Genomic DNA, 20,556 nt, shown 5'->3' with positions numbered 1-20,556 from the left:
TTCGAAGTTCTCCGAGGTCGAACCATGGCGCTGAAAGGCGATTCTCCGCGTACGCCCATCCAACGCGTCGACTACCGCCCGCCGGACTGGTGGATCGACGCCGTCGAGCTGACGCTGGCGCTGGATCCGGCAGCCACCCGCGTGCGTGCGGTCCTCGAGGTTCGCCGCAACGCCGAGGCCGCGGGCAGCGCTTCGGCGACCGGCGCCGCGCCGCTGGAACTTCACGGCAGCGGACTGATGACGCGCCGGGTTGCGGTCGACGGCCAGGAGCGGCCCGCCGGCGAGTGGACCGTGCAGGGCGAGACGCTCCGCATCGCCGGCGTCCCGGACCGCGCCCGGGTCGAGACCGAAGTGGAAATCGCGCCGTCGGCCAACACCGCGCTGGAGGGCCTGTACCAGGCCGGTGCCAGCCTGTTGACTCAGTGCGAGGCCGAGGGCTTCCGCAAGATCACCTGGTTCCTCGACCGGCCCGACGTGATGGCGACGTTCCGGGTCCGGCTCGAGGCCGACCGGGCACGTTATCCGGTGCTGCTGTCGAACGGCAACCTGCTCGAGCACGGTGAGCTGGACGACGGTCGACACTACGCGGTCTGGGACGATCCGTTCCGCAAGCCCGCCTACCTGTTCGCGCTGGTCGCCGGCGATCTCGGCTGCAAGGAAGACCGGTTCACGACCGCTTCGGGACGTGAGGTGGCGCTGAAGTTCTACTCCGAGCGGGCCAACATCGACCGCCTCGACCACGCCATCGACAGCCTGAAGAAGGCCATGGCCTGGGACGAGCAGCGCTTCGGCCTGGAGTACGACCTCGACGTCTACCACGTGGTCGCGACCCACGACTTCAACATGGGCGCGATGGAAAACAAGAGCCTCAACATCTTCAACGCGAAGTTCGTGCTGGCCGATCCCGAGACCGCGACCGACGCCGATTACGAGGCGATCGAGAGCGTGATCGCGCACGAGTACTTCCACAACTGGACCGGTAACCGGGTGACCTGCCGAGACTGGTTCCAGCTGACCCTGAAGGAAGGGCTGACCGTCTATCGCGACCAGGAATTCTCGTCGGACATGCAGTCGCGGGCGGTCAAGCGCATCCAGGACGTGCGCGACCTGATGGCGCGTCAGTTCCCCGAGGACGCCGGGCCGATGGCCCACCCGGTCCGGCCGGAGCGCTACCTCGAGATCAACAACTTCTACACCGCCACGGTCTACGAGAAGGGCGCCGAGGTCGTGCGCATGTACGCCACGCTGCTCGGCGAGGACGGCTTCCGCAGGGGCATGGATCTCTACTTCGAGCGCCACGACGGCCAGGCCGTGACCTGCGATGACTTCCGCCGCGCGATGGCCGACGCCAACGGCGTCGAACTCGGCCAGTTCGAGCGCTGGTACCGCCAGGTCGGCACGCCGGTCTTGAAGGTCGAAACGCGTTTCGACGAAGATCGCGGCACGTTCGAGGTCGATCTCGAACAATCGCTGCCCCTGCACGACGACAACCAGGGGCTCGGGCCGCTGCATCTGCCGGTCGAGCTCGGCCTGCTTTCCCGGGACGGGCAGGCGCTTTCGGTGCCGCTTGCCGACGCCCCGGCCTCGACGTCGCACCGCGTCGAACTCCGCGAACGCCGGACCTGCCTGCGTTTCGAGAAGCTCGACGCGCGCCCGGTGCTGTCGATGCTGCGAGGATTCACGGCCCCGGTCCGCTTGGTCGATGACCCGAGTGACGATGACCTGGGCTGTCTGCTGGCCTTCGATACCGATCCGGTGGCGCGCTGGCTGGCCGGGCGGCGCCTGTCGACCCGGATCCTTCACGCGGCCGTCGACAACAACGGCGAGCTGCCGAACGTCCGCGCGCTGGGGGCGGCCTGGCAGCACATGCTCGATCACGCAGACGACGATCCGGCGCTTTGTGCCGCGCTGCTCGAATTGCCCAGCGAGGTCGACATCGCGCGCGACCGCTCGCCGGTCGATGTCGACGCGATCCACCGCGCGCGCGAAGCGCTTCGCCACAACCTGTCGGAGCGGATGGCCGGACGGCTCGACGGCATCCTGCAGAAGGGTCTGCCGTCGGGTCCCTGGCGCTTCGTGGCCGAAGATGTCGCTCGCCGCAGCCTGTTCCATGCCGTGCTCCGACTGCGCGTGGCCCATGCCGATCCTTCGGCCGTGGCGCGGGCTCTTCGCCTGTTCGGTCGGGCCGACAACATGACCGACCGGTTCGGTGCGCTGACGGCCATGGTCCTGGCCGGACGCAGCGCGGCCGGCCCGATGCTCGAACAGTTCGAACGTCGCTACGCCGACAATCCTCTGGTCATGGACAAATGGTTCACGGTCCAGGCCCTGGTGCCGGACCGGGGCACGGTCGATCGGGTCCGCGAGCTGATGAAGCATCCGGCGTTTTCGCTGCGGAATCCGAACAAGACGCGTGCCTTGATCGGCGCGTTCGGCATGCACAACCCGGTCGCCTTCCATCGCTCCGACGGAGCCGGCCATGCGCTGGTCGGCGAGGTGGTCCGCGAACTCGACCGGATCAACCCCCAGGTCGCCGCGCGGCTGGCCACGGTCTTCAATCGCTGGAGCGACCACGACGGTCGGCGAGCGGCCTCGATGAAAGCCCAGCTCGAAGCCATCCGCGACCAGAAGGGATTGAGCCCCGACGTCGAGGAAATCGTCACCGCCGCCTTGAGGCACGACGGTCAGTCGTAAGCGGGGAGGTGGGGTTCTTCGGCGGGGCGAGTCCGGTTGTTTACCGCAGATGAACGCAGATCAAGGCGCGTTGTGGGACGATCGGTGGATCACACGGGATCGGGGTCGACGCCCCGGTGGTCGCGGTCGGGTTCCGGCGGCCGCGGGAGCCGGATTCCGGCCCTGGGCGGTTGCCGTCCTGCCCTCCCAGGCCGGCGCAGGGCCCACCAGCGCCCGACCACGCCCGTCGGCGGTTGCAGCGGTGCGGTTCAAGACCCGATCCTGAAGATCGGGCCTCTATCTGCGTTCATCTGCGGTAGAAATGCACCCATTCGCCGCCGGACGATTCAGTCGTCGTAGGCGTCGATGGCCTTGATCAGCAGTTCGCGCTCGAGGACGGCTTCGTTGCGGTCGGGTTTCTTGATCGCGACGCGGGCACCCGAGACGAGGCGAACGTTGAACGCCCAGCCCTCGTTGTTCTTGGCCTCGAACAGGCCCGAAACCATCACGATCTTGTCCAGGACCAGCGTGAAGCCGGCCACGTCGTAGGTGCGTCGGGTCATCGGTCGCTCCGGGCTCCGGGGAAAGGGCTGCGATCAGAACTGGATCTTGCCGCCGCCCATGCCGCCGCCGGGCACGTCGATCCTGCCGTCCTGCCCGGGCACCATGATCGACTGCTGCTGCTCGCGCTGCATGCGCTTGAGTTCTTCGAGGGTTTCCTGGAAGGCCTGCTGGGCGCCGTCGGCAAAGCCCTCGGCGGCCCGGGCGAGGCTGTCGCCTTCCAGCTCGAAGCTCAGCGGGATCGTGCCGGCCGGCGTCATCGCCGAGGCCTCGCCGATGTAGCGGACCGGGCGGGACGGGTCGTCGTTGCCGTCGGCGTCGACCGGTGTCATGCGGCGGATCGAGCCGGACCGCTGGTCGGTGAAGGTGTCGATGCGGTAGAGGTCGTCGGTATCGAACCGCAGCGTGTCGCGCTCGTTGTCGGACATCGTGTCGTTCCAGTGCGTTCCAGAACAGGACAATGGGGTTTGTCGCCCGGAATGCAAGCGGCCGGCACGCTCGCGGGCAATCCGGTCGGCTGGACGAGTATGCTTCGCGCATGGAACGCTATCGCACCGTACGGTTCCCGGTCGCCCCGGACCGCCTGGACGACGCCGAGGAGCTGCTGTGGTCGCTGGGTGCCGCAGCGGTCACGCTGACCGATGCCGGCGACCAGCCGCTGCACGAGCCGGGGCCCGGCGAGACGCCGATGTGGGATGCCTCGATTCTCGAGGCGCTGATTCCGGCGAGCCTGGCAACCGACGCGGTCCGCGCTGCGCTGGCCGGCCAGGGCGTCCTCGACGGCAGCGCGGCGCAAGCCGAGTTCGATGCGGTCCCGGACCGCGACTGGGTCCGGGCCTGGATGGATCGCTACGAGCCGATGCGCTTCGGTGAATCGATCTGGGTCTGCCCCTCGCACCGCGAACCGGAGCCCGACTGGCCCGTCGTCGTCCGGCTCGACCCGGGCCTGGCCTTCGGCACCGGCACCCATCCGACCACCGCCCTGTGCCTGGAGTGGCTGGACGGCCTGGACCTGGACGGTCTCGAGGTGGTCGACTACGGCTGCGGTTCCGGCATCCTGGCCGTGGCCGCGGCGCTGAAGGGCGCCCGCCGGGTGCTGGCGATCGATCACGACGGCCAGGCGCTGGACGCCACCCGGGACAACGCCGAGCGCAACGGTGTGGTCGATCGCATCGACGCGGTGCTGCCCGAGGACGCGCCGGACGGCGCGGCGACGGTCGTGGTGGCCAACATCCTGGCCGGCCCGCTGGTCGAACTGGCCGACGCCATCGCCGGCCGGGTCGCTCCGGGCGGGCGACTGGCGCTGTCCGGCATTCTCGCCGAGCAGGCCGACCGCGTGCTCGAAGCGTACCGGGCTCGCCTGCGGCCGATCGGCGAAGCGGCACGGGAGGACTGGGTGCGGCTGGATTTCGAGCGGCCGGCATGAGCGCCGCGCAGCCCGACGAGCGTCTCGACCCGAGCCCGGACTTCCTCGTCCTCGGTGCCCAGAAGGCCGGTACCAGCTGGCTGCACGCGCGCCTGCGCGAGCAGCCCGGGTTCTGGCTGCCGGCCGACAAGGACGACGAATACTTCAGCTACCCGGGTGCATCGCCGCCGGCCGACTTCCACGCCCGGTTCGCTGCTGCGCCGGCCGCGACCCGCATCGGCGACGCCTGCGCCTCGTACTTCTGGACCACCGGCCACAGCGAGGCCAACCCGGGATTCGCGCGCGACCTGCCGGGCACGATCGACGCCGCGCTCGGCCCGGACGCGAAGTACATCGTGCTGCTTCGCGACCCGATCGAACGGGCGTTGTCGGCCTATCTCCACCACATCGCCTTCGGCAGTCTCGACCCGGCCACGCCGCTGCTCGAGGCGCCGGAGGCGCTCGGCCTGGTCGAGATCGGTCGCTACGGTCACCATCTCGAGGCCTGGCTGGACCGGGTCGGCGAAGAGCGCCTGTGCGTGCTGCCGGCGCCGGGCGAGCGGCCGCCGTGCGAGGTGCTGGATCGCGCGGTTCGCTTTCTCGGCGGCGGACGGGCCGAAGCGCCCGACGACGATGCCCCGGTGTTCGAGGGCACGCCGCGCCGGCGAGACCATGCGGGCGTCTGGGCGCCGGTCGGCGCACCCGGGCTGGCCGACGCATCCGGGCCGCGCGTCGAGTCCGGTGGACGGCACTGGGTGCGCGTGGTCGATCCGGCCACGCTCGATGCGCTGGCCGCCGAGCTGGCGCCGGATCGGGCGCGCCTGCGCCGCCAGCTGGCCCGGGCCGGCGTCGAGGCCGACTGGGTCGAGCGCTGGATCGGGCCGGGTCGGACCGCCATTCGCTGACGCTCCGGACATCGCCGCGGTCGAGGTCGGAGTGCCGAGTGGTCGGAGCCCTGGTGCGGATCGAGGCGTTTCCTCGGACGACCGGTGATCTCTCCGCTGCCGGTTCGCTGCGCAACTTCGAGCGGTACCGATGCCATGACAGCGACTGATCCGGTCGGCCATCGGAAGGCCGGGACTCGCTGGTAAACTCGCGGGTCTTTGCACTCCTCCGGCGATCGTGTGGCCCGCTATTCCAAGCTTCTCATCCACGACGCGATCGGAATCTTCGGGTTCTCGCTGACGGCATCGGTCCTGCCGAAGGGTCTGGCGGCCCGCTGGTTGGGTCTCGGTGCACGGTTCCACCGGGGACATCCCGATATCGATGCGGCCGAAGAAGCCGCTGGTCGATGCTGGCCCGAGCGGGCATTCGATCGGCGCGAGTTTCGCCGGATGACGCTGGCCGAGGCGGCCGCAGCGTGGCGGTTGATGTTCGGCCGGCGGTTGGATGTGACCTTGAACGGCCATTGGCCTCGATCGCCCGGGTTCGCGGCCATCGGCGGCCACTACGGTGCCGGCATCGCGGTGCTGTGGAGCCTGCGCGAGGCCGGACTTCGCCCCCGGTTTGCGCTGCACCCGCCGAATCGAGGCCAGCTCCGCCACCGCCCGCTGGGCTATCTGTGGAGCCTGTTGCGGTTTCGCCTCGTTCGAAGGCTCTGCCCGGATGGTCCGGTGGTCACGCCGGGTGCCTACGAGGCGCTCGACCGCATTCTGGGTGAAGGCGCGACGACCCCGGTCCTGCTTCTGGACACACCGGCGACCACGGTCGAGGCGGACGATTCGCGCTGGGCGATCGAGCTGGGACGCTGCCGACTTCCTCTTCGCCGAGGTGCTCGCGCCCTGATCGACAAGCACGATGTCGATCGGGTGATGTTCTGGGCTCGCTCGTGTTCCGGGACCGGCGAGGTGCGGATCGACATCGAACCGATGGCCGGTTCCCTCTCCGACTGCTGGCCGCCTGCGGCCCGTCGGATCATCGAAGCCCAGCCGGAGCAATGGCAGTTCTGGCCCTTCATCCGCGGGACGCTCGCCGACTCGACGCCGGGCGACGAGTCGAGCGAGGCGTCCCGGAACTCAGCGTGATCCGGCCGCGGCCCGCTCGATGCCGTCGAGGATCTCCTTGCGCGCATCGTCCGGACCGTGCCAGCCCAGCACCTCGACCCACTTGCCGATTTCCAGGTCCTTGTAGTGGGCGAAGAAATGGCGGATCTGGCGGCGGCTGAACTTGGCCAGGTCGTCGACGTGGCGGATGTCCTCGTGCAGCGGGCTGATCTGCTCGATCGGCAGCGCGGCGATCTTGACGTCGCGGCCGGCGTCGTCGGTCATCTCCAGGTAGCCGATCGGTCGGCAGCGGATCACCGAGCCCGGGATCAGCCTGGCCCGGATCAGGACCATGACGTCGACCGGGTCGCCGTCTTCGGCCAGGGTGTTCGGGATGAAGCCGTAGTTGCAGGGGTAGCGCATCGAGGTGGCCAGCAGGCGATCGACGTGGATCGCGCCGGTGTCCTTGTCGACCTCGTACTTGACCGGCTCGCCTTCGTTGGGAATCTCGATGATGACGTTGAAGTCGTCCGGCGGATTCTCGCCGGCGGGAATCAGGTTGACGTTCATTTCAGGGCACGCGGGCCGGGGATGGCCGATAGAGGAGGAAACCGGCAATTCTACCCCGACTCAGCCGTTCGCGCCGCCGACCCCGTACCAGGCGGCCATCACCGATTCCAGTTCGTCGAGCCCCAGCCCCTTGGTCGCCGAGAACGCCTGGACGCTGGCCCGGCCGCCGAAGGCCTGGCGAACGGCGCGCACGGCTTCCATGCGCTTGCCGTGCCCGATCTTGTCGGCCTTGGTCAGCACCGCGTGCAGCGGCAGGCCCCGGTGCAGCGCGAATTCGGCCAGCTGGCGATCGGTGTCCTTCAGCGGATGGCGGATGTCCATGACGATCACGAGGCCGGCCAGCGCCGCGCGTTTTTCCAGGTAGCCCTGGATCAGGCCCTGCCAGTGACGCTTCAGGTCGCCGCTGACCGCGGCGTAGCCGTAGCCCGGCAGGTCGACCAGGTGGCGCGTCTCGTCGAGCTGGAAGAACACCAGCTGGCGGGTCCGGCCCGGGGTCCGGCTGGTCCGGGCCAGCGCGTTCTGGCGGCAGAGCTTGTTGATGAGACTGGACTTGCCGGCGTTCGAACGACCGGAGACCGCCACCTCGATGCCCTCGTCGGGCGGGAGCTGTGCGCGGTTGTGCACGCTGATCCGGTACACTGCGGCATCCAGCAGGCGGCGGATTTCGGTCACTGCTCTGGCCTGCGCGGGTCGAACCGGCGATAATACCGGATTGCCCGCGCAGTGCGACGTCTCCGGAGGCGAGGGCCGCCGGATGGATCGGAATCGCCGCCGGTCGTATTCAAATCACGCTTGATGGAGCGAATCAAGATGCTTCGAGCAGTTTTTCTGTCCCTTGCCCTGGTCGCGACGTCGGCCCATGCGGTCGGCGACCCGGAAGCGGGCCAGGCCAAGTCCGCGGTCTGCGCGGCCTGCCACGGCGCCGACGGCAACAGCCAGATCGCCCAGTGGCCGAAGATCGCCGGCCAGCACGCCGATTACCTGGCGCGGCAGACGCGGATGGTCCGTGATCAGCAGCGCCCGGTGCCGCAGATGTACCCGATGGTCATGAACCTGACCGACGAGGACATCGCCGATATCTCCGCATACTACGCCGAGCAGACCGTCCAGGTCGGCGTGGCCGACGAGGCGCTGGTCGAACTCGGCCGGGCGATCTATCACGGCGGCAACGCCGACAGCGGCGTGCCGGCCTGCATGGCCTGCCACGGGCCGACCGGCTCGGGCATTCCGGCCGCCGGCTACCCGCTGGTCCGCGGCCAGCACGCGACCTATTCGGCCGACCGCCTGCGTCGTTACCGCGGCGGCGAGGCCTGGGAAGGCGATCCGATGAGCGCGATCATGGTCGGCGTTGCGGCCAATCTGACCGACGAGGAAATCGAGGCGGTCAGCTCGTACATGGAAGGCCTGCATCGCGCCGAGTGATTGCGCGGGAACCGTGCGCGATGCGCGCGGTCTGTAGGTGGTCCGTCGGCCGGACGAGCACCCGGTCGACCCGGCCATTCACCCGACTCCCAGCATCCCGATCGAACTCACCGACCCGGAATCGACCATGACCCAAGTTCTCCGTATCCTCGCTTTCGCCGTGCTCGCGCTCGGCCTGATGGCGGCCAGCCCGGCCCGCGCCCAGTTCCAGGAGGGCACGCACTACGAGCGCATCGACGGCCCGGCCACGGCCGACGACGACGTGATCGAAGTCGTCGAGGTGTTCAGCTACATGTGCCCGCACTGCCGCAACTTCCAGCCCTACGTCACCCCGTGGGAAAAGGACCTGCCCGAGGGCGTCACCTTCCGCCGCGTGCCGGTCTCCTTCAACCGCTCGTGGGAGCCGTTCGCGCGTGCCTACGTCACCGCCGACGTGCTGGACATCTCCGACCAGTCGCACGATGCGCTGTTCACGGCCATCCATGACGAACGGCGCCCCTTCCGCACGATCGAGGACCTGGCCGAGTTCCACAGCCAGTTCGGTGTGGAGACCGCGCAGTTCGAGTCCACCGCCGAGTCGTTCCCGGTCGAAGCCGCGATGCGCAAGAGCGTGGCCGACCTCGGCAAGTGGGGCGTGCGGTCCACCCCGACGCTGGTGATCGACGGCAAGTGGCGGGTCAGTCCGCGCCGCGGTGGCACCTTCGAAGAAATGCTGGAGGTCGCCGACTACCTGATCGAGCGCGAGCGTGCCGATGCCGCGCCTGCGGAAGCCGCCGACTCCTGATCCCGTCCGGCGGCTCGCCGGACGCCCGCTGCCGTCACGCCCGGCGTGACGGCGCGTGCCCTCGATCGGCTGCGGCTGGTCAGTTTCAATATCCAGGCCGGCACCAGCACGGCCAACTACCGTGAGTACGTGACCCGCAGCTGGCGCCAGGTGCTGCCGAACAACCAGCGCGTCGCCAACCTCGATGCCATCGCCGAACTGGTCGCCGACTACGACATCGTCGGCCTGCAGGAGGTCGACTGCGGCAGCCTGCGCTCCGGGTTCGTCAACCAGGCCAAGTACATTGCCTCGCATGCCGGGTTTCCGTGGTGGACCCACCAGGCCAACCGCAAGGTCGGCGTGATCGCGCATGCCGGCAACGGCGTTCTCAGCCGCTATGTCCCGAACAAGGTCGACCCGCATCGGCTGCCCGGCGCGATTCCCGGACGCGGGGCGCTGGTGCTGAAATACGGCACCGGGGTCGGTGCGCTGTGGCTGGTCGTGCTGCACCTGGCGCTGGGCCGGCGGGCGCGGCGCCAGCAGCTGCGCTACGTCGCCCACCTCGTCGATCGGCATCCGCACGTGGTCGTGATGGGCGACCTGAACACCGGGCCGGACAGTCGCGAGGTCACCGAGTTCTGCCAGCGCGCAGGCCTGGTGGTGCCGCGCAGCGACCTGCCGACCTTCCCCAGCTGGCATCCGCAGCGCGCGATCGATCACATCCTGGTGTCGCCGAAGCTCGAGGTGGCCTCGATGGGCGTGCTCGACACCACGCTCTCGGACCATCTTCCGCTGGTCATGGAGCTGGCGCTGCCGGCCAGCGTGTCGCTGGACAGGCCCTGACCGGCGGATCCTGACCGGGGCCCGCCGGGCCGTCTCAGAACGCCATTCTTGCTGCGACCAGCAGCAGCGCCAGGCCGAACACCCGGCGCAGGCGGTCCGAGCCCAGTCGTCCGGCCAGCCGGACGCCGAGCGGCGCGCTGGCCAGCCCGGCCACGCCGATCACCAGCGCGGCGTGCAGATCGAGGAAGCCGAACTGCCCCCAGCCCGGTCCCGGGCTCGGGTCCTGGAGCGCGAAACCGGCCACGCCGGCGGCCGCGATCGGCCAGCCGCAGGCTGCCGCGATGGCGACCGCGCGCAGCGTCGGGTAGCCGTTGCGGACCAGGTAGGGCACGTTGAAGCTGCCGCCGCCGATGCCGATCAGGGCCGAAGCCGCGCCGATCAGCGGTCCGGCCAGCCACCAGCCGCGCGGCGCAGGCCGGCGGTCCGACGGCGGCGGGTCCAGGTTCAGCAGCATCTTCAGCCCGATGATTCCGGCCAGCAGCGCGAATGCCAGGGCCAGACCGTCGCCGCCGAGCATCGGGGCCAGCGAACCACCGACCAGGCCGCCCAGCGCCAGCGCCGGGCCCAGCCGCCCGGCCGCGGCCCAGTCCATGCCTCCGCTGCGGGCGTGGGCCAACGCACTGCTGGCCGAGGTCAGCAGCATCGAGGCCAGTGACGTGGCGACCGCGCCGGGCACCGCCAGCGCGGGGTCCACGCCCTGGCCGATCCACAGCGCGCTCAGCGCCGGCACGATGACCAGCCCGCCGCCGATGCCGAGCAGTCCGGCCAGCACGCCGGCCACCGCACCGGTTGCAATCAGCGCCAGGAGGTCGATCAAGTGCGTACCATGAACGAGTTGGCCGTTCTCGAGTCCGAGTCCATTATGACGCGTTCGCTCCTGCTTCCCCTGCTTGCCGTGCTGCTGGTCGCGACGATGTCGCCGACGGCCCGGGCCGACGCCGACGGATGGTCGGACACCGCGCGCTGGAGCGAGCAGCGCGCGCTGTTCCGCGAGGCCTGGACCCGGGCCGGTCGGGGCGATGTCCAGGCCTTGCGCGATGCGATCGCGCGGCTCGGCGACTATCCGCTGACGCCCTACCTGGCGTTCGAACTGCGCCGGCAGCGGCTCGGCGAGTTCGATGCCGACTCGATGAGCCGCTTCCTGGCCCGCTATCGCGACTGGTCGTTCCACGATCGACTGCGCGCGGCCTGGCAGCTGCACCTGGCTCGCACCGGCCGCTTCGATGCACTCGAGCGCTTCGCTCCCGGCAGCGACCGCGCCGAAGTGCGCTGCCTGCTGCTGCGCGATCGCCTCGCTGAGGGCGACAGCGACGGCCTGGTCGAAGCGGTCCGGCCGCTGTGGCTCAGCCCGGTCTCGCAGCACTCGGCCTGCGACCCGCTGTTCGCCTGGTGGCGTCGCCAGGGCCAGCCGGATCCGGGTATCGCCTGGGAACGCTTCGGCCTGGCCGTCGAGGCCGGTGAGTACGGCCTGGCCGGCTACCTCCGGCGCTACCTCGATCCGGCCGACCGGCCGTTTGCCGACGGCTGGCTGCGACTGGCACGCCGCCCGAGCGGCGGATTGAGCGATGCGTTGGGCTGGCCCGACCAGCCGCGGGCCCGCCAACTGGTGGCCTGGGGCCTGCACCGGCTGGCCGCCAGCGATTGGGAAAGCGCGCTGTCCTGGCGCCAGCGCTTTGCAGGTCGGATGAGCTTCGCGGCCGACGAGATCGGCCCGGCCGATCGCCGCATCGCCCTGTTCCGCGCGGTCGATCTCGACCCCGGGGCGATCGCGACGATCGACGCCTTGCCCGACGACCAGGTCGACGCCCAGCTGCTGCAGTGGCGGATGCGCGTGGCGCTGGTCGGCGGCGACTGGGCCGAGGTGCTTGAAAGCATCGAGCGAATGCCGGCGGCCGACCAGCTGGACGGCCGCTGGCGCTACTGGCGCGGTCGGGCGCTGGCCGCACTGGGTCGGCCCGAGGCCGGCCTGGTGCTCGCCACGCTGGCCGGCGACCCCGACTACTACGGGTTCCTGGCCGCGTTGAAGAGCGGCCAGCCGTTGACCCTGTGTCCGCGCGAACTGCCGGCCGACGGCGCGCTGCAGCGCCGGCTGCTGCGCGACGCGGAATTCGAGCGGGCGCTGGAGTTGTACCGGGTCGGCCGGGTGTTCGATGCGCGCTGGACCTGGAACCGGGTTGCCGATCGACTGCGCGTCGCCGAACTGGAGCAGGCCGCGCTGCTGGCGGCGGCGGCCGGCTGGCACGACCGTGCGATCTTCGCGCTGGCTCGCGCCGGCGCGCTCGATGCCTATCCGTGGCGGTTTCCGCTGCTCGAGCGCGAGCGGATCGAGGCACACGCGCGGCAGCACGGCGTCGATCCTGCCCTGGTGCTGGGCCTGATGCGCGCCGAATCGGCGATGCAGCCCGATGCGCGTTCGTCGGCCGGTGCTCGCGGCCTGCTGCAGCTGATGGACGGCACGGCCCGCGCCACGGCGCGGCGCTTCGGGCTGCCGTATCGCGGCCCGTCGGATCTGTACGATGCCTCGCGCAACATCGCGCTGGGCGTGGCCCACCTCGGCGAGCTCGGCGAGCGCTTCGACGGCGACTTCACCCGGGTAGCGGCCGCCTACAACGCCGGGCCGGCCGCGGCCGAGCGCTGGCAGCAGGTCCGGCGCGGCCTGCCGGCCGACATCTGGATCGAGACCCTGCCGTTCTACGAAACGCGCGACTACGTTCCGCGCGTGCTGGCCTTCGCTACGGTCTACGAGTGGCAGCTGGGCCGTTCACCGGACGTGCTGGCCCGCCACGTCCTCGGCCAGGCGCAGCCGGCTGCGCGCTTCGCCTGTCCGGAAACCGCCGGGGCCGCCGCCGCCGACGCGGTTTCGGCACAATAGCGGTCGGTTCACGCAAGGTCCTGCTACCCACGATGAAGATCCTGATTCTCGGAGGCTCCGGGTTCGTCGGCGGTCACCTCAGCCGCCGGCTGTCGCGCGCCGGTCACCGGGTGACCGTTGCCACCCGACACGCGCCGACCGCGCGGCGGTTGAAGATCGTTCCGGGCCTGGCGGTCCGGGCCTTCGATCCCTACGACGTCGAGGCCCTGAGCGAGGCCCTGGCCGGCCACGACGTGCTGATCAACCTGGTCGGCATTCTCAACGAGCGCGGCTTCAGCGGCGCCGGCTTCCGGCGCGCCCACGTCGAGCTGGTCGAGGGCGCGATCGAGGCCTGCCGCCGGGCCGGGGTCGCACGCTTCGTTCACATGAGCGCGCTGAACGCCGGCCAGGGCGAGAGCCATTACCTGATCACCCGCGGCGAAGGCGAGCAGCGGGTCCGTGAGTCGGGCCTGGACTGGACGATGGTCCGGCCGTCGACGATCTTCGGTCCCGACGACAGCTTCCTGAACCGCTTTGCCGGCCTGCTGGCGATCTCGCCGGTGCTGCCGCTGGCCCGTCCGCAGGCCCGCTTCGCGCCGGTCTGGATCGGTGACGTGGTCGAGGCCTTTGCTCGTGCGCTGGAGCGCGACGACAGCGTCGGCGAGGTCTACGAGCTGTGCGGCCGCGAGATCTGGCGGCTCGACGAGCTGGTCCGCTGGGTCGCCAGGCAGCGCGGCATGAAGCGCCTCGTCGTCGGCTTGCCCGACGCACTGGGCTGGCTGCAGGGCAAGGTGTTCGACCTGGTGCCGGGCAAGCCGTTCTCGTCGGACAATTTCAAGTCGCTGAAGATCGACTCGGTCTGCAGCGAACCGGGCTTCGAGCGGCTCGGCATCGAGCCCTGGGGCATGGCCGACAAGGCGGTCGAATGGCTCGCCGACGGCGGTCGCCAGTCGCGCTACCAGCGCTTCCGTCAGCGCGCGCGCCGCAGCTGACGTGCCGCCGGGCTGGGCCGACGATCCGCGACTGGACGGCCTCGAGGTCTACCGGGTCGGCGGTGCGATTCGCGACGAGCTGCTCGGCTTGCCGGTCGCCGACAGCGATTTCGTGGTCGTCGGCAGCTCGCCCGAGCAGCTGGCCGGCCGCGGGTTCCGGCCGGTCGGCCGCGACTTTCCGGTGTTCCTGCATCCGGAGCGCGGCGACGAGTTCGCGCTGGCCCGGACCGAGCGCAAGTCCGGGTCCGGCTACGCCGGGTTTGCCTTCCACACCGGCCCGGATGTCACGCTGACCGACGACCTGCGCCGCCGCGACCTGACCATCAACGCAATCGCCGAGGACCGCAGTGGCCGGTTGATCGACCCGTTCGACGGTCGCCGCGACCTCGAACGGCGGACGCTGCGACACGTTTCGCCGGCCTTCGTCGAGGACCCGGTCCGACTGCTGCGGCTGGCCCGCTTCGCGACCCGCTTCGCCGCGTTCGACATTGCCGAGGAGACCTCGGCACTGGCCCGGCGGCTGGTCGCCAGCGGCGAAGTCGACCAGCTGGTGGCCGAGCGGGTCTGGCAGGAAATGAGTCGGGCAATGATGCATCCGCGGCCGTCGCGCTTCTTCCGCCTGCTGCGCGAGTTCGGCGCGCTGGCCCGCCTGCTGCCCGAGCTCGACGTCCTGTTCGGGGTACCGCAGGTTGCGCGCTGGCACCCGGAAATCGACACCGGCGACCACGTGATGCGGGTGCTGGACGTGGCTGCCGCCGACGAGCGCGCCCTGGCGGTCAGGTTTGCCGCGCTGGTCCACGACCTCGGCAAGGGCATCACGCCGGACGACGCGCTGCCGTCGCACCCCGGGCACGAAACGGCCGGCCTGCCGCTGGTCGAAGCGGTCTGCGCACGGCTGCGCGTGCCGAGCGCCTGCCGCGAGCTGGGCCTGCTGGTCTGCCGACATCACCTGAACGTCCATCGCGCCGCCACGCTGCGTCCGGCCACGCTGGTCGATCTGCTCCAGCGCGTCGATGCCTGGCGCCGGCCGGAGCGGTTCGAGCAGTTCCTGCAGGCCTGTCAGGCCGATCGCCAGGGCCGCAAGGGCCGGGTTGCATCGCCGGTGCCTGAAATCGACCTGCTGCGCCGGGCCGCCGTGCTCACCGCCGAGGTCGATGCCGCGGCGCTGGCCGCGCGGGGTCACCGGGGGCCGAAGCTGGGGGCGGCGATCCGGGACGAACGCATCGGCCGGGTCCGTCGTCTGCTCGGGCGGCGCTGAGCCGGCCGCTGCCGGTGTTCGATCAGACCGCGACCGGTCGGCGCAAACGGAACTGGCACAGGTCGGCGGCGCGCGGTTTCTGGAGCAGGTAGCCCTGGGCGAAATCGCAGCCGGTTTCGGTCAGGAACACCAGCTGGTCGCGTTTCTCCACGCCCTCGGCAACCACGTCCATGCCCATGCTGTGAACCAGCCGGATCATCGCCGTCAGCAGGTCGCGCTGGCGCGGGTCCTGGTCGATGTCGGTCAGGAAGCGGCGGTCGAGCTTGATCTGGTCGACGTGCAGGTCGCGCAGGTGGGCCAGGCTGCTGTAGCCGGTGCCGAAGTCGTCCAGCGCCACGCCGATGCCGGCCTGCTGCAGCGCGCGGATGTTGTCGTTGCCGCTCTGCAGCTCACGGATCGCGGTGTCCTCGGTGATCTCCAGCTGCAGCCGATCGGGCGCGACCGCGAACTGGTCGCAGGTCTCGAGGATCTGGTCGACCAGGTCGGACTGCTGGAATTTCGGCGCGCTGATGTTGATCGACATCCGGAGGTGGCGCAGGGAGCGGTCCAGGTGCCAGGTCCGCAGCTGGCCGATCGCCAGCTGCAGCGCGCGGAACTCGAGTTCGTCGATGATGCCGATTTCGGCCGCCTGGTCGAGAAAGGCCGCCGGACCGAGCAGGCCGCGGCCGGGATGGCGCCAGCGCATCAGCGCCTCGAAGCCGGTCACCCGGTGATCGTCCAGCGCGATGATCGGCTGGTAGTGCATCTCGAACTGGTTCTCGGTCAGCCCGCGGCGCAGTTCGGCCTCCAGCTTCAGCCGCGCTTCATCGTCGTCGGCGTCGCGCCGGCTGAGCTCGCGGTACAGCGTGGCGTTGCGTCCGAGTCGGCTCGAGCGGACCAGGGCCTGCTGGGCCTGGCGAACCAGCGCCGCGGCGTCGTTGCCGTCGTCCGGGTGCAGGCTGACGCCCGCACACAGGCTGACGTAGACCTCCTGCTCACGGATGTCCAGCGGCTGGCTGTTGGCCGTCAGCAGGTTCTCGGTCCACTCGCGCACGCCTTCGGGCGTATCCAGCGTCGGCCGCAGGACCAGGAAGTCGCGCTCGCTGAGCCGGCCGAGCACGCAGCGCCGGTTCAGCGAGCGATGGATGCGGTGGGCGATCCGACCCATCATGTCCTCGGCCTGGTCCCAGCCCAGCGCCTGGTGGACCAGCGAGAATCGATTGACGCCGATGGCGATCACCGCGATCCGGTCCGGCCCGGGATGCTGCATCAGCTCGCCGAGCTGCTCGGTGGCCAGCGTGCGGTTCGGCAGCCCGGTGCCCGGGTCGTGCTGCCGGGCATGGGTCAGCTGGCTGTGGATCCGGTGCGTGCGCAGCCGCTGCAGCTCCAGCAGCCAGACGATGATGCCGAGCGCCATCAGCGACTGGAACAGGAAATCGAACAGGGTGATGTAGCCGGCATAGAACGGCACCGCCCCGCCTTCGCGGCCGATCAGGTTGACCGTGGCGACGTGCAGGCCCTGCAGTCCGTAGAGAATGAACGCGATCGCACCCAGCCGGGCGCCGATCTGGCGCAGGCCGCGCTGGGCGCGCCACAGCAGCAGGCCGGCGGCGAGAAACGCAACGCCGGTCAGCGCGTAGCGCAGGTCGACCCGGAGCAGGCTGCGCAGCGCGGTGGCCTCGGGGTCGAACGGCTGGACCAGCGCGGTGGCGATGCCGAACAACGCCGCGGCCGACACCGTGGCGGTCCAGCGCGGGCCGGTCAGCGAGCGGCCGTGGACGGCTTCCCAGGTGCCCATCAACAGCCAGGTCACGTGCGGATAGGCCGCGGCCAGCGACAGCAACGACAGGCCCAGCCGCAGCCCGGCGGCCTCGGGCAGCAGCCACCACGTGGCCAGCGCGGCGGTCGAGGTGGCCAGGTAGAGCGCCAGCGCGGCCGCACTGAGGGCCCAGTGGAACAGGAACGATTGCTGGAAGGAGCGAACGAACACCCAGAGCAGGCCGGCCAGCACCAGGCTGGCGACGCACTGCGCCAGCTGGATCGCAATCACCAGTTCCGTGACCTGGACGTTCATTGCATCGGCGCGGGTCCGCAGGGCGCGAGCGTCCAAGCATACTCCCGGCGTCCGCCGGGCGCCATCGCCGCGGATCGCCGCCCGGTCGGCTCAGAGCCGGTCGCGCTGGTCGGCGAGCAGGAACGGGGCCTCGTTCAGCGCGCAGCCGCGGGTGGCGGCGATCAGCTTGAACTTCTCGCCCATCTCGCCGGGCAGCGCCAGCCGCTTGAATTCGCCGGTCCGCCGGGCGCGTTCGGCCGGATCCTCGATTGCCTCGAGGCGATCCAGCGTGCCGCTGCCGAGCAGGAAGCCGGCCTGGGTCGTGAACCCGGCCGGGTCGAGGCCGGCCGCGACCAGGCCGTCGGCGACCGCGGTGAAATCGACGAAGCTCGACAGGTCGGTCAGCCCGGGCCAGCAGAACGGGTCGAAATGCGCCCGGTGTCGGTACTGGCAGACCAGGGTGCCGGTGCTGCGCTCGGGGTGGTAGTACTCGCGCCGCGGGTACCCGTAGTCGGCCAGCACCACCGCGCCGCGTTCGAGCGGGGCGGTGACGGTCTCGATCCAGCCGGCCAGGTCGACGCACAGCTCGGAGCGGTAGCCGGGCGGCAGCGGCGCGGCGAGGTCGGCTTCGATCGCCGCCAGCGCCGCGCGCAGCCGGTCGTCGGCGGGCAGCCTCCGTTCGACCGGGCGGCCGTTCTCGACCCCGACGCCGAGTCGATAGGGCCCATCGTCTTCGATCGCGAAGCGTTCGACCGGCAATGCGTCGATGACCTCGTTGCCGATGATCGCGCCGTCGAAGGCCGCCGGCGGGCGGTCGATCCACTCCACGCGCCCGCGCAGGTCGTCGGTCAGCCCGGCCAGGCACTCGCGCTGGACCTCGCGCAGTGCGGCGCTGGGTTCGAGCAGCAGCAGCCGGGCCGGCGGTCGGTCCAGTGAGGTCAGCAGCGCTCGGGCCAGCGCGCCCGAGCCGGGTCCGAGTTCCAGCAGCGTCCAGTCCGGTCCCAGCGTCTCGGCGAGCGGATCGAGCAGCGCAGCCAGCGCCTGGCCGAACAGCGGCCCCTCTTCCGGTGCGGTGACGAAGTCGCCGGCCGCGCCGAACTTGTGCAGGCCGTTGACGTAGTAGCCCAGGCCGGACTCGTACAGCGCCATCTGCATGTAGCGGGAAAACGGAATCGGGCCGTCACGCTCGATGATGTTGACGATCCTGGTCCACAATTCACGGCTGAGCATCGCCAGTTCATCGGGCGGCGGCGGAAGATCGAGCGAGGAACGCACCAATGACGAACCCGAGCGGCGAGCGAGTCGCGATTGTAACGGGCGCGGCGCGCCGGATCGGCGCAGTGATCGCCGAGGCGCTGCATGAGCGCGGCCTGCGCGTGCTGATCCACTGCCGGCGATCGCGTGCGGAGGCCGATGCGCTGGCCGGCCGGCTGAACGCGGCCCGGCCCGAAAGCGCGGCGGTGGTCGTCGCCGACCTCGAGGACGACGACGCGCCGGGTCGGATCGTCGATGCCGCCCGTACGCGGTTCGGCCGCCTCGACGTGCTGGTCAACAACGCCTCGGCGTTCCATCCGACGCCGCTTGGCGAGGCGACCCACCGCGACTGGGCGGCGCTGGTCGACAGCAACCAGCGTGCGCCGTTCTGGCTGTCCCTGGCCGCGGCCGAGGCCATGCCGGACGGCGGCGCGATCGTCAATCTCGTCGACATCCACGGGCTGGTCCCGCTGAAGAATCACGCGATCTACAGCCAGGCCAAGGCCGGCCTGATCATGCAGACCCGGGCGCTGGCCAAGGACCTTGCGCCGGCACTGCGGGTCAATGCGGTGGCGCCGGGCTCGATCCTGTGGCCGGAAGGCAAGGCCGCGCAGTCCGACGAAGCCATGCACGACATTCTCGAGCGCGTGCCGCTGGCCCGCCAGGGTCGGCCGGAGGACATCGCCGGGGCCGTCGTGTTCCTGGCCCTCGATGCGCCCTACGTGACCGGCCAGGTGCTGGCCGTCGACGGCGGGCGGACGCTGAACATGTAGGCCGGGCGGATCGCGACGTGCGACCGGTTCAGGTTCGGTTAATCCCCCCGTGGTAGCGTGGAGGTCCACTTTCCGGAGGAACGCCACCATGAACCGGTTCTCCGTCCGCATGATCCTGGCTGCGCTGGTCCTGGTGCTGGCCGGCTGCACGACCGTCTACACGCCGCGCTACGGCGCGCACGGGGTCTACTACGAGGACCCCGCGCCGCGCTACGCCGGGAGCTACGGCTACGACCGGTCCTATTCCGGCGCCTGGGCCGCCAACCCGGTCTACTACCCGTACTGGTCGCTGGACTACTTCTATTTCAGCCAGTACTACCACCCCTATTCGGTGGTCGTCGGCCACTGGGATCCGTATTACTACCCCTACCCGGGCTGGCGCTACGGCGGATATCACCGCAGCCGGCCCGGCCTGAGCGTGTCGCTGTCGTTCGGCGATCCCTGGTGGGGCTATCCGTGGCACGGTCACGGGTATCGCTGGCAGCCCGCTCACTACGGCTTCTTCGGCGGCGTCGGCTACAGCCGTGGCTGGCATGACGGCTACGGCCGGGGCTGGTACGACGGCTATCGATACGACCGCTATGCCGACCACGGGCATGCCGCCTACCGGGCCAACGACCGGCTGCGGATGCTGCAGCGCCGGGAGAGCGAGGCCTCGCGTGACGTCCTGCTGGCCCGTCGCGATGGCCGGATCGGCGGCAGTACGCTGCGCGGCGAGCAGCCGATGCAGCGCACGCAGGTCCTGCAGCAGAAACGCGGGACTTCGGTGCCTGCATCGCGCAGTGGCGGCCTGACCCGGATGGAGCGCCGCGCCGACGTCGCGCCGGAACGTGCCTCGACCCCGCGCTCGTCGATTCGCTCGTCGAACCCGTCCCGGATCGAGCGCCAGCGTGCGTCCCGCAGCGAACTGCGTCGACCGGTCCAGCGCGCGTCGCAGCCGCAGCGCCGGATCGAGCCGCCGAGCCGGTTCCAGGACCGCGCGTCGCTGCGCTCGTCGCGGCCTGCGGTCCAGCCCTCGCCGGCACGACCGTCGGTGCAATCGCGACAGGAGCGGACCCGCAGCGCGGTGCGGGCGTCGTCCCGGCCGGCCTACGTTGCGCCCCCGGTCCGCTCGAATCGACGCGAGGTCGTCCCGTCCGATCGAGGCATCCGCCTGCCGGCGCCGCGCGCTGCGCGC

Annotated in this window: 18 protein-coding genes and 1 pseudogene; 12 read left to right on the top strand and 7 right to left on the bottom strand. The window is 70.5% G+C overall.

What is annotated here, in order from left to right; translation table 11 throughout:
• Positions 1 to 24: 24 nt before the first annotated feature.
• Positions 25 to 2,694 (top strand): aminopeptidase N, encoded by a 2,670-nt coding sequence (gene pepN / locus HFP89_RS08965; protein WP_240956250.1) that lies wholly within the window; start codon positions 25 to 27, stop codon positions 2,692 to 2,694.
• A gap of 326 nt (positions 2,695 to 3,020) precedes the next feature.
• Here pepN and HFP89_RS08960 read toward each other — a convergent pair whose 3' ends face one another.
• Together HFP89_RS08960 and HFP89_RS08955 are read right to left on the bottom strand one after the other, a co-directional pair.
• Positions 3,021 to 3,236, bottom strand: a complete 216-nt coding sequence (locus HFP89_RS08960; protein WP_168717320.1) for a hypothetical protein — start codon at positions 3,234 to 3,236, stop codon at positions 3,021 to 3,023.
• 33 nt (positions 3,237 to 3,269) lie between these two features.
• Positions 3,270 to 3,662, bottom strand: coding sequence for a hypothetical protein (locus HFP89_RS08955; RefSeq protein WP_168717319.1), 393 nt, complete (start codon positions 3,660 to 3,662; stop codon positions 3,270 to 3,272).
• Positions 3,663 to 3,772: 110 nt separating this feature from the next.
• Here HFP89_RS08955 and prmA point away from each other — a divergent pair, with 110 nt between their 5' ends.
• The 3 genes from prmA (at position 3,773) to HFP89_RS08940 (ending at position 6,663) form a co-directional block, all read left to right on the top strand.
• Positions 3,773 to 4,660: a 50S ribosomal protein L11 methyltransferase gene (gene prmA, locus HFP89_RS08950; RefSeq protein ID WP_168717318.1), complete on the top strand. Its 888-nt coding sequence runs from the start codon at positions 3,773 to 3,775 to the stop codon at positions 4,658 to 4,660.
• Positions 4,657 to 5,544, top strand: a complete 888-nt coding sequence (locus HFP89_RS08945; RefSeq protein WP_168717317.1) for a sulfotransferase — start codon at positions 4,657 to 4,659, stop codon at positions 5,542 to 5,544. The genes prmA and HFP89_RS08945 overlap by 4 nt, the downstream gene beginning before the upstream one ends.
• Positions 5,545 to 5,763: 219 nt before the next feature.
• Complete coding sequence (locus tag HFP89_RS08940) at positions 5,764 to 6,663, top strand: hypothetical protein (protein ID WP_168717316.1); 900 nt, start codon at positions 5,764 to 5,766, stop codon at positions 6,661 to 6,663.
• Here HFP89_RS08940 and ppa read toward each other — a convergent pair.
• Together ppa and yihA are read right to left on the bottom strand one after the other, a co-directional pair.
• Positions 6,655 to 7,191, bottom strand: a complete 537-nt coding sequence (gene ppa, locus HFP89_RS08935) for an inorganic diphosphatase (protein ID WP_168717315.1) — start codon at positions 7,189 to 7,191, stop codon at positions 6,655 to 6,657. The genes HFP89_RS08940 and ppa overlap by 9 nt on opposite strands.
• 60 nt (positions 7,192 to 7,251) lie before the next feature.
• On the bottom strand, positions 7,252 to 7,854 hold the full coding sequence (gene yihA / locus HFP89_RS08930; protein ID WP_168717350.1) for a ribosome biogenesis GTP-binding protein YihA/YsxC: 603 nt from the start codon (positions 7,852 to 7,854) through the stop codon (positions 7,252 to 7,254).
• Positions 7,855 to 8,001: 147 nt separating this feature from the next.
• On the opposite strand from yihA, the gene HFP89_RS08925 reads away from it, so the two are divergent.
• From HFP89_RS08925 to HFP89_RS08915, 3 genes are all read left to right on the top strand, one after another.
• Complete coding sequence (locus HFP89_RS08925) at positions 8,002 to 8,613, top strand: cytochrome c4 (RefSeq protein WP_240956248.1); 612 nt, start codon at positions 8,002 to 8,004, stop codon at positions 8,611 to 8,613.
• 127 nt (positions 8,614 to 8,740) lie between these two features.
• On the top strand, positions 8,741 to 9,397 hold the full coding sequence (locus HFP89_RS08920) for a thiol:disulfide interchange protein DsbA/DsbL (protein ID WP_168717313.1): 657 nt from the start codon (positions 8,741 to 8,743) through the stop codon (positions 9,395 to 9,397).
• Positions 9,398 to 9,442: 45 nt separating this feature from the next.
• On the top strand, positions 9,443 to 10,219 hold the full coding sequence (locus HFP89_RS08915; RefSeq protein WP_168717312.1) for an endonuclease/exonuclease/phosphatase family protein: 777 nt from the start codon (positions 9,443 to 9,445) through the stop codon (positions 10,217 to 10,219).
• 34 nt (positions 10,220 to 10,253) lie between these two features.
• Here the strand turns inward: HFP89_RS08915 and HFP89_RS08910 are convergent, their stop codons facing one another.
• Positions 10,254 to 11,036 carry a sulfite exporter TauE/SafE family protein gene (locus HFP89_RS08910; RefSeq protein WP_168717311.1) on the bottom strand — a complete coding sequence of 261 codons (783 nt, stop codon included), beginning with the start codon at positions 11,034 to 11,036 and terminating at the stop codon, positions 10,254 to 10,256.
• A gap of 45 nt (positions 11,037 to 11,081) precedes the next feature.
• Between HFP89_RS08910 and HFP89_RS08905 the strand changes: the two genes are divergently transcribed.
• The 3 genes from HFP89_RS08905 to HFP89_RS08895 are packed head-to-tail and all read left to right on the top strand — an operon-like array spanning position 11,082 to position 15,320.
• Entirely contained in the window at positions 11,082 to 13,091 is a 2,010-nt protein-coding gene (locus HFP89_RS08905; RefSeq protein ID WP_168717310.1) for a lytic transglycosylase domain-containing protein, read from the top strand.
• Positions 13,092 to 13,123: 32 nt separating this feature from the next.
• Positions 13,124 to 14,062 (top strand): complex I NDUFA9 subunit family protein, encoded by a 939-nt coding sequence (locus HFP89_RS08900; RefSeq protein ID WP_168717309.1) that lies wholly within the window; start codon positions 13,124 to 13,126, stop codon positions 14,060 to 14,062.
• Position 14,063: 1 nt separating this feature from the next.
• Positions 14,064 to 15,320 (top strand): multifunctional CCA addition/repair protein, encoded by a 1,257-nt coding sequence (locus tag HFP89_RS08895; protein WP_346775219.1) that lies wholly within the window; start codon positions 14,064 to 14,066, stop codon positions 15,318 to 15,320.
• A 22-nt stretch (positions 15,321 to 15,342) separates the two neighbouring features.
• Here HFP89_RS08895 and HFP89_RS08890 read toward each other — a convergent pair whose 3' ends face one another.
• Together HFP89_RS08890 and HFP89_RS08885 are read right to left on the bottom strand one after the other, a co-directional pair.
• Positions 15,343 to 17,409 (bottom strand): GGDEF domain-containing phosphodiesterase, encoded by a 2,067-nt coding sequence (locus tag HFP89_RS08890; protein WP_168717308.1) that lies wholly within the window; start codon positions 17,407 to 17,409, stop codon positions 15,343 to 15,345.
• A gap of 54 nt (positions 17,410 to 17,463) precedes the next feature.
• A complete protein-coding gene (locus HFP89_RS08885; protein ID WP_168717307.1) occupies positions 17,464 to 18,627 on the bottom strand; it encodes an SAM-dependent methyltransferase in 1,164 nt (387 codons plus the stop codon).
• 2 nt (positions 18,628 to 18,629) lie between these two features.
• Here HFP89_RS08885 and HFP89_RS08880 point away from each other — a divergent pair, with 2 nt between their 5' ends.
• Positions 18,630 to 19,379: a pteridine reductase gene (locus tag HFP89_RS08880; protein WP_168717306.1), complete on the top strand. Its 750-nt coding sequence runs from the start codon at positions 18,630 to 18,632 to the stop codon at positions 19,377 to 19,379.
• A gap of 88 nt (positions 19,380 to 19,467) precedes the next feature.
• A pseudogene (locus tag HFP89_RS08875) lies at positions 19,468 to 20,556 on the top strand (hypothetical protein); the annotation flags it as partial.

It is taken from the genome of Wenzhouxiangella sp. XN79A (genome assembly GCF_012272825.1).
GTDB lineage: Bacteria > Pseudomonadota > Gammaproteobacteria > Xanthomonadales > Wenzhouxiangellaceae.
Note: the sequence above shows the minus strand (reverse complement) of the source record. Positions and strands in the feature narration are given on the sequence as shown.

Bases quoted from the DNA above. Each gene is read 5' to 3' on its own strand.
- HFP89_RS08955 (WP_168717319.1), bottom strand. From the start codon at position 3,662: ATGTCCGACAACGAGCGCGACACGCTGCGGTTCGATACCGACGACCTC.
- HFP89_RS08880 (WP_168717306.1), top strand. From the start codon at position 18,630: ATGACGAACCCGAGCGGCGAGCGAGTCGCGATTGTAACGGGCGCGGCG.
- HFP89_RS08920 (WP_168717313.1), top strand. From the start codon at position 8,741: ATGACCCAAGTTCTCCGTATCCTCGCTTTCGCCGTGCTCGCGCTCGGC.
- HFP89_RS08960 (WP_168717320.1), bottom strand. From the start codon at position 3,236: ATGACCCGACGCACCTACGACGTGGCCGGCTTCACGCTGGTCCTGGAC.
- pepN (WP_240956250.1), top strand. From the start codon at position 25: ATGGCGCTGAAAGGCGATTCTCCGCGTACGCCCATCCAACGCGTCGAC.
- HFP89_RS08900 (WP_168717309.1), top strand. From the start codon at position 13,124: ATGAAGATCCTGATTCTCGGAGGCTCCGGGTTCGTCGGCGGTCACCTC.
- HFP89_RS08925 (WP_240956248.1), top strand. From the start codon at position 8,002: ATGCTTCGAGCAGTTTTTCTGTCCCTTGCCCTGGTCGCGACGTCGGCC.
- prmA (WP_168717318.1), top strand. From the start codon at position 3,773: ATGGAACGCTATCGCACCGTACGGTTCCCGGTCGCCCCGGACCGCCTG.
- HFP89_RS08905 (WP_168717310.1), top strand. From the start codon at position 11,082: ATGACGCGTTCGCTCCTGCTTCCCCTGCTTGCCGTGCTGCTGGTCGCG.
- HFP89_RS08945 (WP_168717317.1), top strand. From the start codon at position 4,657: ATGAGCGCCGCGCAGCCCGACGAGCGTCTCGACCCGAGCCCGGACTTC.
- ppa (WP_168717315.1), bottom strand. From the start codon at position 7,191: ATGAACGTCAACCTGATTCCCGCCGGCGAGAATCCGCCGGACGACTTC.